The organism is Neorhizobium populisoli (genome assembly GCF_019430945.1).
GTDB classification, from domain to species: domain Bacteria; phylum Pseudomonadota; class Alphaproteobacteria; order Rhizobiales; family Rhizobiaceae; genus Neorhizobium; species Neorhizobium populisoli.
In genome coordinates this window covers 225,208-238,728 of the sequence record NZ_JAHYCB010000008.1, presented here as the reverse complement: position 1 = coordinate 238,728, position 13,521 = coordinate 225,208, and the positions used below count along the sequence as shown (strand labels likewise).

The 13,521-nt window shown below is 60.4% G+C and carries 13 protein-coding genes; 4 read left to right on the top strand and 9 right to left on the bottom strand.

Annotated features, from left to right (window positions below):
• Nucleotides 1-8 precede the first annotated feature (8 nt).
• The 4 genes from KX729_RS23255 to KX729_RS23240 all read left to right on the top strand — a co-directional run bounded on the left by KX729_RS23255 (nucleotide 9) and on the right by KX729_RS23240 (nucleotide 3,315).
• A complete protein-coding gene (locus tag KX729_RS23255) occupies nucleotides 9-812 on the top strand; it encodes a glycerophosphodiester phosphodiesterase (protein ID WP_219744867.1) in 804 nt (267 codons plus the stop codon).
• On the top strand, nucleotides 805-1,611 hold the full coding sequence (locus tag KX729_RS23250; protein ID WP_219744907.1) for an inositol monophosphatase family protein: 807 nt from the start codon (nucleotides 805-807) through the stop codon (nucleotides 1,609-1,611). The genes KX729_RS23255 and KX729_RS23250 overlap by 8 nt, the downstream gene beginning before the upstream one ends.
• Nucleotides 1,612-1,780: 169 nt before the next feature.
• The gene (locus KX729_RS23245; protein WP_219744866.1) at nucleotides 1,781-2,302 is read left to right on the top strand and encodes an NUDIX hydrolase; all 522 of its coding nucleotides are present in this window, start codon (nucleotides 1,781-1,783) and stop codon (nucleotides 2,300-2,302) included.
• Between the two features lie 38 nt (nucleotides 2,303-2,340).
• Nucleotides 2,341-3,315, top strand: a complete 975-nt coding sequence (locus tag KX729_RS23240) for a DUF4432 family protein (protein WP_219744865.1) — start codon at nucleotides 2,341-2,343, stop codon at nucleotides 3,313-3,315.
• Between the two features lie 17 nt (nucleotides 3,316-3,332).
• Here the strand turns inward: KX729_RS23240 and KX729_RS23235 are convergent, their stop codons facing one another.
• The 9 genes from KX729_RS23235 to KX729_RS23195 all read right to left on the bottom strand — a co-directional run bounded on the left by KX729_RS23235 (nucleotide 3,333) and on the right by KX729_RS23195 (nucleotide 13,464).
• A complete protein-coding gene (locus tag KX729_RS23235) occupies nucleotides 3,333-4,706 on the bottom strand; it encodes an MmgE/PrpD family protein (RefSeq protein WP_219744864.1) in 1,374 nt (457 codons plus the stop codon).
• Complete coding sequence (locus KX729_RS23230) at nucleotides 4,703-5,812, bottom strand: NAD/NADP octopine/nopaline dehydrogenase family protein (protein WP_219744863.1); 1,110 nt, start codon at nucleotides 5,810-5,812, stop codon at nucleotides 4,703-4,705. Before KX729_RS23230 ends, KX729_RS23235 begins: the two co-directional genes overlap by 4 nt.
• A 90-nt stretch (nucleotides 5,813-5,902) precedes the next feature.
• A complete protein-coding gene (locus tag KX729_RS23225) occupies nucleotides 5,903-7,750 on the bottom strand; it encodes an ABC transporter ATP-binding protein (protein WP_219744906.1) in 1,848 nt (615 codons plus the stop codon).
• Between the two features lie 20 nt (nucleotides 7,751-7,770).
• Nucleotides 7,771-8,649, bottom strand: a complete 879-nt coding sequence (locus KX729_RS23220) for an ABC transporter permease (protein WP_219744862.1) — start codon at nucleotides 8,647-8,649, stop codon at nucleotides 7,771-7,773.
• On the bottom strand, nucleotides 8,646-9,587 hold the full coding sequence (locus tag KX729_RS23215) for an ABC transporter permease (protein ID WP_219744861.1): 942 nt from the start codon (nucleotides 9,585-9,587) through the stop codon (nucleotides 8,646-8,648). The genes KX729_RS23220 and KX729_RS23215 overlap by 4 nt, the downstream gene beginning before the upstream one ends.
• Nucleotides 9,584-10,705, bottom strand: coding sequence for an NAD(P)/FAD-dependent oxidoreductase (locus KX729_RS23210; protein ID WP_219744860.1), 1,122 nt, complete (start codon nucleotides 10,703-10,705; stop codon nucleotides 9,584-9,586). Before KX729_RS23210 ends, KX729_RS23215 begins: the two co-directional genes overlap by 4 nt.
• Nucleotides 10,702-12,078, bottom strand: a complete 1,377-nt coding sequence (locus KX729_RS23205) for an FAD/NAD(P)-dependent oxidoreductase (RefSeq protein WP_219744859.1) — start codon at nucleotides 12,076-12,078, stop codon at nucleotides 10,702-10,704. The genes KX729_RS23210 and KX729_RS23205 overlap by 4 nt, the downstream gene beginning before the upstream one ends.
• Complete coding sequence (locus KX729_RS23200) at nucleotides 12,075-12,374, bottom strand: (2Fe-2S)-binding protein (RefSeq protein WP_219744858.1); 300 nt, start codon at nucleotides 12,372-12,374, stop codon at nucleotides 12,075-12,077. The genes KX729_RS23205 and KX729_RS23200 overlap by 4 nt, the downstream gene beginning before the upstream one ends.
• Entirely contained in the window at nucleotides 12,355-13,464 is a 1,110-nt protein-coding gene (locus tag KX729_RS23195) for an NAD(P)/FAD-dependent oxidoreductase (RefSeq protein ID WP_219744857.1), read from the bottom strand. Before KX729_RS23195 ends, KX729_RS23200 begins: the two co-directional genes overlap by 20 nt.
• Nucleotides 13,465-13,521 lie beyond the last annotated feature (57 nt).

Below are 13,521 nucleotides of genomic sequence, written 5' to 3'. Positions count from 1 at the left end.
GAAATGAAATGAATCCGCTAAGAATGACGCCGCTGACCATGCGTCTTGCCGGCCATCGGGGCCATAGCGAAGGCGCGCCGGAAAATACCTACGCTGCGTTCCGGGCGGCGCGGGAATTCGCGGGACCCGGGGTTACTTGCGAGACTGACCTTCGCATTACCAGCGATGGCGAACTTGTGCTGATTCATGACGAGACTGTCGACCGCACCACCAACGGTCATGGCCTGGTGAACAAGCTCACCTATTCGGAAATCACTGCCTTGAGCGCCGGCTCGTGGTTTGGCGAGGCTTTCGCCGATGAGCGCGTGCCACGACTTCGCGAGGCGCTAGAGTTCGCTCGCGAGCACAATATAATCTATCAGCTGGAACTGAAGACCTACGGTCAAGACGACGTGTTCTTCCCGAAGCTGAAAGCTCTGATCAACGAGCTTGGTTGCGCCGATCTACTGCAGTTCTCTTCGTTTGACTTCGTGCAACTGCGCGCCCTGAAGAAGGCAATCCCGGAAGTCCCGACTGTCGGCCTCTCGCACTCGCGCTTGATCGACCCGGCTGCGATCGCAATCGAGGCAACCGTCGATGCGATCAACCTCGAAATTCATCATTTCCCGAGCGGAGAGGCAAAGCAGCTCCATGAAGGCGGGATCGCCACCTTCCTCCACGTGCCTCCGCCGAGCAAGCTGAAAAGCCTTAAATCTTACGGCGTCGATATCGAAGCCAATGTAGTCGAGTGGATCCGTGATGGCCAACTCGACCAGCTCATCAGCAATGACGTGTCCCAGGTGGCAAGGCTTAAGGCTGAAGCCAATGGCTGAAACGCATTTGCAGAACACAATGGAAGTGATCGTCGAGGACATCGCGCGAAGAGCGGGTGCGCTGGCACTTGCACACTTCCGTTCACTTGCTGATCTGCCGGTGGAGAAAAAGGGACATCTCGATCTCGTCACCAAGGCCGATCGCGAAGTCGAAGACTTTCTGATCGCTGAGCTCCGAAAGGCATTCCCAGGTGACGGGCTATACGGCGAAGAGGGCGGTGAAATTGCAGGTACGTCAGAGCGCATCTGGGTTATCGACCCTATCGACGGAACTTTCAACTTTGTCCGTGGCGGCCAAAACTGGGCAATTTCGATCGGCCTCTATGAGAACCGCCGGCCGACCTTCGGCGTCATCTTTGCACCGGCCCGTGACCTGATGCTGGTGGGCGGTCGTTCTGTGCCGACGCGGCTGAACGGAAAGCCGATGGCGCCTCTCAAGCCCCTCGACATGTCGCAGGCGGCCATGAGCTTCGGCATCCATCCAACCGTCTCGACCAGTGATCGGCTCGAACTGATGCGATTTGTGTCGGACGAACTGCAGATCAGCTTCCGTATCTGCGGCTCGGCGACCGCATCGTTCATCGAAGTCGCGCTCGGGGAAACCGACGGATACCTGTCACTCGGTGATTCCACTTGGGACGTCATGGCCGCACTGCCGATCCTGGCTAATCTCGGCGTCTCTCATACGATCGACTGGGATCAGATCGAGCTTCCTGAGAAGCTTCGGTTCGCGTGCGGAAGCGAAGACTTCGTCAGGCGATTGCGGCCGCTGCTGCAGAATGTTTCTCACGCGGCTTAGCCCTCGCCGAAACAGGAGCTTTTCGAGCCACCGGCTTCGCTGCGGCGTCTGGCGGGTTTTACCCCGGTGCCCCCTCATGGAAGCTTAAGGGGGACGGCATCTGCCTACCGAGCCGTCGCTTCTTCATCCAAGTAGAGCGACGGCAACCGATCTGGAGATCGACCGGCCCATGCCTGCTAATACAACAAAACGAGACGGCCTTTCGCAGCTCTCCCTTGTCGCGGACAAGCTCTGCAGAGGAGAGATCCTGACGCAGTACGCGGCTATTTGCTATCGGTCCACTGGCCGGGCCGATGGCTCGATCGAAGTGCTCCTGATCACCAGTCGAGACAGCGGCCGGTGGATCATCCCAAAAGGATGGCCGATGCGGAAGAAGAAGCCGCATGAAGTCGCGAGCCAGGAAGCTTGGGAGGAGGCGGGTGTCAGGGGCCGTATCCGTAAGAAGCCGTGGGGCCACTACACCTATGTCAAAAAGCTTGAGGGCGGCGAGTTGGTGCCAGCCATGGTGCAGGTGCACCTGATAGACGTGCGAGAGATCGACGACAAGTTCCCGGAACGACACCAGCGAACACTTGAATGGTTTGAGCCCGCCGTTGCGGCTTCTTCGGTCGGCGAGCCGGAACTGCGCGGCTTGATCACTAGACTCGAACGGCGTGAACACCGTCGTTCGCGTACGTCGGTGGAGACTTGAGACGAAGGGACCTCGGTCTTATCAAAAAGGAGTGAACTGTGGACGAAACGCTGCTCAGAAAAACTGCGGACCTGCGCGCCATCGCCGACATCCGCTTAGTAATGCTGGAGGACGGACCCGGTCGAGGTCAACGTCTTTTGATAGGCCGCAATGCAAACGGGGTCACATTCGAGGTTGCCGTGGACCGTGGCTTCGATATCTCCGAACTTTCCTACAAGGGTGTCAACATCGGCTGGCATTCTCCGGCGCAGATGCCCTTCCCCTCGCATGATCCAGGATCGGAGGAAGGATGGGGCTTTTTGCGCAACTTTGATGGCTTCTTGGTCACCTGCGGCCTCGACCACTTCAGTCGCCCTTACGAAGCCGACATCAGCCAATACAAACATCCTCACCTCACGACGCGAAAGATGCCCCTCCACGGGCGGATATCGGTCGAGAAAGCACGGCTACTCAGCTACGGTGTGGACACGGAAACGTCCGAAATTTCCTGCGAAGCAATCGTAAGGCAGGCGAGCGTGTTCGGCGAGACGCTGGAATTACGGCGCCGGATCTCTCTCGCGGTATTCGGGCACGAACTGATCGTCGAGGATAAAGTGACAAATCGCGGCTTCCGTCCCACGGACCACGCCATCATGTATCACATAAATTTCGGCTATCCCTTTCTTGATGGCGCCTTGACGGTAGAAGGGCTGCCGGATCCGCTCCAATCGGAGCTTCACTCTCAACCTCCATATCCCTCTGATGACTTCGGCGAGAAAGTCGATGTCGTGGACGCCCGCACAACGCCGCACCAGCTGCCTGTTGTCCTGCGGAACGAGACATGCGGCGTTGCTGTCTCACTGGACTACAGCCAAGCGACCCTCCCAAAACTCGCGGTGTGGCGCGCTTATCAGTCAGGCATCTTTGCGCTTGGGATAGAGCCTCGGACAGACCTTCGCCTGGAGACAGGCGGATGGCTTAGCCCCAGTGAAAGTCGCTCTTATTCGCTAAAACTCTCTCTTGCTAGATGTTGAGCTAAAACGATTACTCCTTATACTAAAACTGAATGCAAGGGCAAAAGTGACTTCGAAGTCTCAGCACAGAAAGCCTTGTTGATCCACGCAATGATTTCGTCCTGCCTAGCCGGGTTCAGGAATAACCTTGTTGCGGCACGAAACTTGACCTCCAGTTCTGCCGACGACAGGGGATCACTTGCCTCCCCTTTCGGAGCGGTAACATCCGAAACGAGATGCCGACCCATCACCGTCACCGTGACCCGAGCCAATGTTTCGGCAGGAAACCGCGCATCGAAATCCGCGTTCACTGACAGCGTGACTTTTCGCGCCAGATCAACGACTGCGCTTTGCCCCAGGACTGCTGGTGTCGGCGGCAGAAGTGCTTGAGGCCCTCTAAGGGTCGCAAGCGCAAGGCAATACGGTATGCTGTATTGCACATCGACAAGATTTGTCGGGTTATCGCGGTTCGAGATGCGTAATGCACCGCTGGTGCTCTCGACCCCGATGGCGTCGATTGCATGCGGATCGATCGAATACCGGCCTACGAGTTGAAGCATGGCGTCAAGCGGCGCGTGTATGTGACGGCAGCATGCGTAGAGCTTGAAATAGGTATTGCAGATATGCGGATTGACGCCGAGCCGTAGATCCTCGGAAAACCGGTAATGTCGCGTGCTGTCGAGGATGTTGCACGGACCGGTATGTCCCGCTTCGGCGAGGCTTAAAGCGACCAGCCCCGTCACCACAGACCACGGTATGCCTTCTTTCACATCGCTCCCTTCAGGAGCCGGATTTCGAGGCGCCGGCGCGCTGGCAAACAACTGGTTGGGTGCGCTTTCGCCGGCGATCGCCAAAGCATGCGCCAGTATCTCGGGCGCAGTGCGGCGCAGAACGGCTGCTGTGGCGACCACAGCATAGGACGACCACGTCCCGGTATTGCCGTAAGTGGTGCGCGCGGCACCGATGGTGACACCGACATCGTAACCTATGATGATCGCGCGCAGGATATCTTCCAGCGAGGCGTCCGTCTCACTGGCGACGGCAAGCGCTGTGGGAATGACAGCCGCGCCCGGATGACCGCGCGCCAGCCGATGCCCGTCATCCAGGTCCAGCGCTGCAGCCGCCGCACTGTTTGCCCAGGCCGTGCCGACGACCGAACTGGTCGTACCGGAAAACCAGATTGGCACATCACCGGCGGCCATTGTTGCCAAAGCCGTCTTTCGAGCCGCCAGCACACCGGGCTGATTGATCCCCGAGGCGGCGGCGCCGAGGAGATCGAGAATGCATCTTATAGCGGCCTGGCGAGGAAGGTTCGATACCGGCTGCCGCCGCGCCGTATCGACGTAGGATACAATGCGCGCCACGATGCTGTTTTGGTGGAAACCGTTCAGCTCGCCAGATGTCCCGCTCATTGTGATGCAGCTTCTTTCCGGATGCCTTCAGGCGAGAAACCGACAGGGTAACCTTCCACGACTAGCCGCCGGAGCCGATCACTGTCCAATGGGCCAAGTTCGCTGAGGATGTCGTTTTCGGCGGCAAAATCGCGCCCGTAGCATGCCTCGAGCAGCTCAACCCCGCATTCATGCAGCCGCGCGCTTGCGCCGGAAATGCGCGCGAGATGCAGCATCGGCACGAGACCGAAGGGCACGTCTTCGAGGACATAGCGTGTGTTGATGTCCTTCGGGCCTTGCGGGTCTTTGCCGCTGGCTGCTAGATTGGCATAAATTTCTGCCACGGAGTCTCCCGAAACGCCGTGAGACAAGGCCGAATGATCGAAGATGGTGCGCACCGTCTTGCCGAATGCCGAGGCGATAGCAATCCGCTCCTGGTCCAGCCGTTCCAGCAATCTCGCGACGGCAGGTGTCATGTTGGAGTTTTGGCCCCACGTCTCTCCCCGTTCGATCCGCGTCAGATTGCAGAGCACGATCCCCATGTGGTTCTGCGGATTGAGATTACTGAGCGCGATCGTCAGGAGATCGTCCTTGAGCAGGAACCTGTCGCCGAAGACCCCGGCACATATCTTGTAAGCACTATCCGCGCTCCGAACAGGCACGACCGCCATATCGACCTTCGAGCGGATTGCGCCGACCCTGACATGCAATCTCGATTGCGCCTTGGCCGTCAGCAGTGTCGTGTTCCAGACGGCGATCGGAATTTGCAGCCCACGCTCGCCGAGCTTCTTCGCAAGATAGAGCGCGGCGAATGAGAGATGCGCGCTGATGATGACGGTATGGCGGGCTTCCAGATTGTCCGCGAGTTCGTCCAGAACACGCCGGTAGCCATAGGCGGGCAAGGCCAGGACGATGACATCGCACTTGGCCAGATCCGCGGCCCCCTCAGCCACCTGAGGATGGAACTCTCCTTCGATGGCTCCCGACACATGCAGAGCTTTGCCTTCACGAAGTTCCTGCGTGCCATTTCCCGAATGAGACCAAAGCCATGCCGCATGCCCGTTCCGGGAAAGAAATGCCGCATACCCCATGGCAATAGCGCCGGCTCCGGTAATACCTATACGCATCGTGATTTTCCTTGTTACTCACCCTGACAAGGCGGCCGAAGCGGCCTTCGATCTCCGGCGCGATCAATCGGACCATCGCAGATCAGAGAGTTAATCGACCCGATAGAGATGACCGGGCGAGGCTTCGCGATACTGCCGCAACGCCGGCTCGTATCCGACGGGCCGGACAGGGCTCTTCAGTTCTTCAACCACCATGTTGCGTTTGATCCTGCGCCTTGCAGGGTCGGGCACCGGCACGGCCGCCATCAGTTTTTTGGTGTAGTCGTGCTGGGGATTGTCGAAGACCGCCGCTCGCGGGCCGATTTCGACGATCTCTCCGAGATACATGACCGCAACTCGGTGGCTGACCCGTTCCACGACCGCCATATCATGGCTGATGAACAGGAAAGCGAGGTTGAGGCTCTGCTGGAGATCCAGAAGCAGATTGCAGACCTGCGCCTTGATCGAGACATCGAGCGCCGACACAGCCTCGTCTGCGACGATCACCTTAGGATCAAGCATCAGGGCGCGGGCAATGGCAATGCGCTGGCGCTGGCCGCCTGAAAATTCATGCGGGAAGCGTGCCATCATATCGGCTGACAGGCCCACTTTTTCAAGAAGCAGCGCAGCCTTGTCACGGGCCTCGGTCTTCGTTCCGAGGCGATGCTGGAGAAAGGGCTCCATGATTGCGGAGCCGATACTCATGCGCGGGTTGAGCGACGCATAAGGATCCTGAAAGATCATCTGGATGGATCGGCGCATCGCCCGAAGCGCCGACTGGCTGAGCTTCATGACGTCCTGGCCGTCGACCGTGACCTTGCCACCGGTCGGCGTGATGAGCCGCGTGACCGAGCGCCCGGTCGTCGATTTGCCGCAGCCCGATTCACCGACGATCGACAGCGTCTCGCCTTCGAAGAGTTCGAACGAAACATTCTCGACCGCATGCACCGCTCCTGTCTTTCGGCCGAACGCGCCGGACCGGATGTGAAAGCGGGTGGTCAGGTCCTTGACCTCAAGGATCGGCCTCTTCGTGCTTGCGACCGTGTCCGATACCTCTGCCAAGGGAACCTGCTGCCCTGTCGTCATGTCAACGGTGGGAAACCGAAGCGGCAGGTCGCGTCCACCCATCGAGCCTAGCTTCGGTACCGCCGACAGCAGTGCGCGAGTATAGGGATGTTGACCACGATGGAAGATGTCCTCGGTCTTGCCGGCCTCGACCGCATCGCCGCGATACATCACGATGGTACGATCGGCGACCTCGGCCACCACGCCCATATCATGCGTGATAAAGAGCACCGCCATGCCCTCCTCGTCCTGAAGCGTCTTTATCAGATCGAGGATCTGCCCCTGGATCGTCACGTCAAGCGCGGTGGTCGGCTCGTCGGCGATCAGCACCTTGGGCCTGGACGCAAGCGCCATCGCGATCATGACGCGCTGGCGCATGCCACCGGAGAACTGATGCGGATATTCGTCGAAACGGCTCGCGGCATTCGGAATGCGGACCTTTTCGAGCAGCCGGATAGCCTCCGCCTTTGCCGCGGCCTCGGTGATGTCCGTGTGGACGGTGAGCGCCTCGGCAATCTGCTTTCCGACCGAAAAGATCGGGTTGAGCGAGGTCATCGGCTCCTGGAAGATCATCGAAATGTCATTGCCACGAACGCGGCGCATGTCCTCTTCCCGCAGCGAAAGCAGGTCGCGGCCATTGAACATGACCTGCCCTTCGATCCGGCTCGATTCCGCCGCCAGCAGTCGCATGATCGAAAGCGAGGTCACGCTCTTGCCGGAGCCGGACTCGCCGACGATCGCGACCGTCTCCCGTGCGGCGATATCGAACGAGATGTTGCGGACCACGTTCTTCCATCCGTCGCCGGTCCTGAAGGACGTATTGAGGTTGCGGACCGACATGACCGGTTCGCGAGCCGGTGCGGTGAACCCTGTTTCCTGGCCAGAATAGTGCATCGGGCTTTCGCTGATCAGGTTCATCCCTGGCTCCTTGTTTTGGGATCGATCGCATCGCGGAGCGCATCACCAAGAATGTTCAGTGCAAGCACCGCCAGAAGAATGGCGAGCGACGGGAAGACAACCAGCCACCATGCGCTCAGGATATTGTCGAATCCTTCGCGGATCATCCCGCCCCAGGTCGCGGTCGGCGGAAGGACACCGAGACCGATAAAGGCCAGCGATGCTTCGGTACGGATCGCCGATGCCATCCAGAGCGACGCCACGACAACGATATCCGACAGGATGTTGGGGAGAATATGCACCCGCATGATGTGCAGGGGCGTATAACCCAGTGACCTGCCGGCCTCGACAAAGTCACGGCGCTTCATGGCGATCGTCGGTGCCCTGGCAACACGTGCGAAGGGTGCCGTCTCGGTAATCGCTATGGCGATGATGAGGTTTTCGAAACTCGCACCCAGCATCGCAGCGACCATGAGGCCGAGCAGAAGCGTCGGGAAGGAAAGCATCACGTCGACGATGCCCATGACGATCTGATCGAAGACGCCGCCGATATAGCCGGCCAGGATTCCGAGCGCCGATCCGACAACCATGGCAATCAGCACGGACAGGAAGCCGATGGCAAGAGAGATCCTTGCGCCATAAAGCAGACGCGAGAGAACGTCGCGGCCGTAACTGTCGGTGCCGAACCAGAAATCCGCTGAAGGCGGGCTCAGGCGATGAAGGATGTTCTGCTTGAGCGGATCATAGGGTGCGATGATCGGGGCAAAGATCGCCACCAGAACGATCAAGGCAAGCAAGCCGATACCGAGCCAGGCGAAACGATTGCGGCGGAGAGCCCTCAAGACAGGGCTGGATTGCCTGGCCGGCATGCTTTGGGAAATGGCAAAGTCGGTCATTGCGCATAACTCACTCTGGGATCGACGAGAGCGTAGATCAGGTCGGTTGCGGTATTCACGAGGATCACGAATGTTGCGAAGACCACCATCAATCCCTGGAGGAGGGTGTAGTCGCGCGACTGGAGGGCGCCGAGGATCAGCTTGCCGAGGCCGGGCCGCGTGAAGACGATCTCGGTCAGCACGGAATTGCCGATCAGCGTGCCAAAATACAGTCCGACCACGGTCACGATCGGAATCAGGGCATTGCCGAGAGCATGCCGCATGATGAGCTTGCGCGGCTTTACCCCCTTGGCCCGCGCGGTCCGGATGTAGTCCTCACCCATCACATCCAGCATCGACGAACGGGTCACCCGCGCGATGTAGGCCGTCATGATCAGCCCGAGATTGAGGGCCGGAAGGGCAAGGCTGCGCAGATGGCTAAGCGGATCGGCGGAGGCCCTGCTCATGACCGGAAGCCATTGCAGCCACACCGCGAAGGCGAGGAGCATCAATATTCCGGAGACGAAGCCCGGGAAGGACAGGCCGACGAGAGACAGTATCCGGCTGACGTAGTCCGGCCAGCGATTGCGCCTGACAGCCGCCACGACGCCGAGCGGAATGCCGAGGAGTGTCCCGATCAACATCGCAGCCAGTGCCAGTTCCAGCGTATAGGGAAGAACCAGCGCCACCTCTTCCATAACCGTGCGCCCACTCGTCATCGAGCGACCGAAATCACCGCTGAGCATGTCGGTGACAAAGCGCACATACTGAACCGGAATGGGCTGATCGAGACCGAGCTGCGCCCGAAGGTTCTGCAGCGTCTGTGCGCTTGCCCGATCGCCCAGCATGGCGACGGCAGCATCACCCGGAACGAGCCGGACCAGAATGAAGACCATGGTCAGCATTGCAAGCAATGTTGGAATGGCCAGGAGAAGTCTCCGTATCACATAGCCGATCATGCAACTGCCCTTTCCTTGGCAAGGCGTTCGACGTCAAAGGCGCCGAGGTCGAGATTGGTCTGGCCTTCGCAGACGAGATCGGCAACCACCCTGCCAACCGAGGGTACAAGCTGGAAACCATGGCCGGAAAATCCAAAAGCATGAATGAGGCCGGTCGCCTTGCGCGAGAACCCGATGACCGGGAGGTGGTCCTCCGTCATGGCCTCCATGCCAGCCCAGGTCCGAACAATGCGCAAGCCCTTAAGCGCCGGAAACAGACGGACAGCGGCGCCGACCGATGCTGCCAGTGCCACGAAATCGACGCTCGCCGATTGCCGGTCGCTGGCAAGCCGACCCTGCGATCCACCGCCGATCACCATCGTCCCTTGAGCGGTCTGCTTGAAGGAGAGCTTTCTCCCGAGCGAACTGACGACCGGCTTGACGCGTGCCTGCGTGCGCTCCGTCACCACCATCATCGAGGTGCGAATGGATTGGCGGACAGGTTCCCCGGCGAGTTCTGCGACCCGGTCTGCCCAGGCCCCGCCGGCATTGACGACGGTTCCCGCCTCGATGACGCCGGCTGATGTCTCCGCGATCCATCGGCTTGCCCTACGTTGCAGGCCGGTGAGCAGGCATTGTTCGACGACCTTCACCCCCGCGCGCAGCGCCGCATCGCGGAAGGCGATGATCGTGCGGTGCGGGTCAGCGGAACCATCGCCGGCGACCCAGGCGCCACCAAGACAGTGAGGTGAAAGATCGGGCACGAGTTCCCGCATCTCAATCCGGCCGATGATTTTCTCGTGCGTAAAGCCTTTGGCTTCCAGGCCACGAACGCGGGCCTGGATCTTGGCCAGCGCAACTTCGTCCTCCGCGACCTGCAACTGCCCGCAGGCGATGAAACCGCAGTCGTCGCCCACCAGTGCGTTCATCTTGTGCCAAGTCTTGGCAGCCTCGAGGCTGAGCGGCAGTTCAGCCGGATCCCGCCCGAGCGTGCGGACCCCCGCGGCAGTGGCGCCGGAAGCATGCCGGCCGAGAAAATGCCTCTCCACAAGAATGACCGACACGCCGCGCCGCGCCGACTGCAGGGCCGCCGACAGACCATGCAGCCCTCCGCCGATGACCAGAAGATCCGCATTCATGATGCGTCTTCCAGATCACCGAGCGTCGCGATCTCGCCCAGCGTCACAGGCTTGAGCGGCGGACGAATGTTGAAGAAGCTGACGTCTCGAGGCGGGATTCCGTGCGCTTCCGCAACCAGCGCCTGAACGGAATATCCGCATTGTCGGCCCTGGCAAGGTCCCATTCCGCAACGGGTCGCAGCTTTCACCGCATTGGGATCCGGCGCACTGACCTTCGCGACGGAACGGATCTGCGCAGCGGTTACCTCTTCGCAGCGACAGACAATCACCTCGTCTGCAATGCTGGCCGTTGGCGGCGGATAGAGCGCATCGAGAAACGGGCGCAGCGCACGCGCGCTTGCGAGGCGCTTGTCCAGACCGGCTCTATGCCGCTCACCTTCCGCATCGAAGGATACGTCGAGATGCTTGGCGATCCCAAGTCCCGCGATTTCGCCGGACAACGTCGCCGCCAGCCAACCACCAATGCCGCCGGCGTCGCCTGCAACGAAAAGTCCAGCCTTGCTGGTTTCGCCCCATCCGTCGAGACGTGGAGTGAAATAGTTCTGCAGCTCATTCCATTCATGGGCGCATCCGAGCGCCATAGTCTCATGGATGCGCGGCACGACACCCTCATGTACGAGGAGAACGTCGGCCTTTACCTTGCGTCGCTCGCCCGCCGACTGCCATTCCAGATATTGCAGCCGCCCATCGCCCACAGCGTGGAGGTCATGGAAACCGCGCACCATCTTGCCGCTCTTGCGCAAATCGCGAAGCCAGCGGGCTCCCTTCAACAAGCCGGGGATGTCGCGCCACGCACCGGAAAGCTTGGTCAAGGCCGCAATACCTGGCTTGCGCGACGTATCTAGAAAACCTGCAATACGTCCTTCGAGACCGAGGAGCTGGATCGCATAAAGCAGCGGCAGCGGCCCTGCGCCTGCAATCCATACGTCGCCTTGCGGCAGCATCCCTCCGGACTTCAGCAGGATTTGCGCCGCTCCGACCGTCATCACGCCGGGAAGCGTCCAGCCCGGGAAAGGTACCGGCCTTTCCTGTGCGCCATTCGCGAGCAGAACGACGCGCGCGCCGATGCGGCGGGCCTTTCCTCCTGAAGTCAGGAACAGGTTCCAGCCTTCTTCGATCTGCCAGACCTGGGTCTCGGGCATGTAATCGGCGCCGCAGGCACGAAAGGCCTGCACCAGCGCGGCTCCCTTGCGATAATCCGTACCCAGAGCCTCGGCTACCGGCCCGGAATTGCGCTCAACGCCGCGCCAGATCTGGCCGCCCGGTGCGTGCTGCTCGTCGATCACTGCAACGGAGGAACCGTTTTTCCGGAGCCGGATTGCAGCCGACATGCCGGCCGGCCCGGCGCCAATCACCACCACATCGTATTTCATTTCGAGATCTCCCGCGGCCCGTGCTGGCTTTCGATCCTCATGCCCGGCGCGACCGGGACGAGACAGCCCTGCATCGAGGCGTTGCCATCGACGATCACCAGACATTCGAAGCAGACGCCCATCTGACAATAGGGTAACCGGGGTGTTCGGCTGACCGTCGATCCTCGTCCGGCTCCAGGAGCACGCAACAATACGCTCGCCACCGTTTCGCCATTCCAGGCGCCGATTTCGACGCCATTGACGAGGACGGTCATGTCCGAAGCCTTTCCAGGCTTTTCATGCACACTTTTGAACATTGAATCTTCCATTGGAAAAAGCTGCGAGATCCTCGGGCAGATGACTGCCGCCCATGGCCGGCGCGATGACCGCGGCATGGACCGCAGCAAGCGTCACGCCCGAATGGCAGGCTGCCGCGAAGAGCCCCGGATAGTCCGTCGATTCCGCATAGATCGGCGTCTTGTCGAGCGGAAGGACACGAAGACCCGCCCACTGCCTGACAAGCCGGGCCGACCCGAGCGCCGGGATGATCCGCGTCGCCCTTTGCGCCAGTTTGGTTGCCGACGCCGCAGTGACGCTCGTATCGGCAATCTTCTCGTTCGTGGCGCCGATCATCACCGTGCCGTCTGCACTCTGTCTCAAGCCGCTACCGGGAAAAGGCAGGATGGGCGCGATGCGCTCCGTGACAAGGATCTGCCCCCGCTCCGATTTCATCGGCATGGCCAATCCAAGCGGTTCTGTCAGCGCCGGAGTTGCAAGCCCCGCGGCAACCACGACGCGCGGCGCCTGCAACTCGCCATGCGGCCCGATCACGCGGAACCCGCCAGAGACTGGTGAGATCGCTTTGACCGGACTACGAAATTCGATTCTCCCGCCGAGAACCAAGACCGCGCGGTGCAAAGCCGCCAGAAGCTGCAACGGGTTCACATGGCCATCGAGCTTGCAGTAGCTGGCACCAACGACATCGGGACCTAAGCCCACCGCAGGCAGCATGTGCTCAAGCGCACCGCGCTCGATCATTTCCGTGTCGGCCTGCGCACCTTGATTATGGGTTCGCTCGTTGATGGCGGCCCGGTGCGCATACTCCGTTTCGCTCAGACAGTAGACCAGCCCTCCGGGCCGTTCATAATCGATACGATCCGCGGCAATCTTCGAAAGTTCATGCCTGAACCCGGGCCAGAGATCCGAGCTCTGTCGGGTCAACGCGCTGTAAGCGGGCGCGTCGGATCCCTTGCCTTGCACCCAGACCAAGCCGAAATTCGCACGGGCAGCACGTGGATCGCGATCCGCTCCATCCAGAACGATGACGTGCTTGCCTTTCAGCGCCATTCCGTAGGCCAGTGCTGCGCCGACCACGCCAGCGCCGATAATGATGACGTCTACGTGCAAGTCGTTTCTCCCCTTCTTTCTTGTCACAATCAGCGGCGAAAGGTAGAAAGTCAAAGT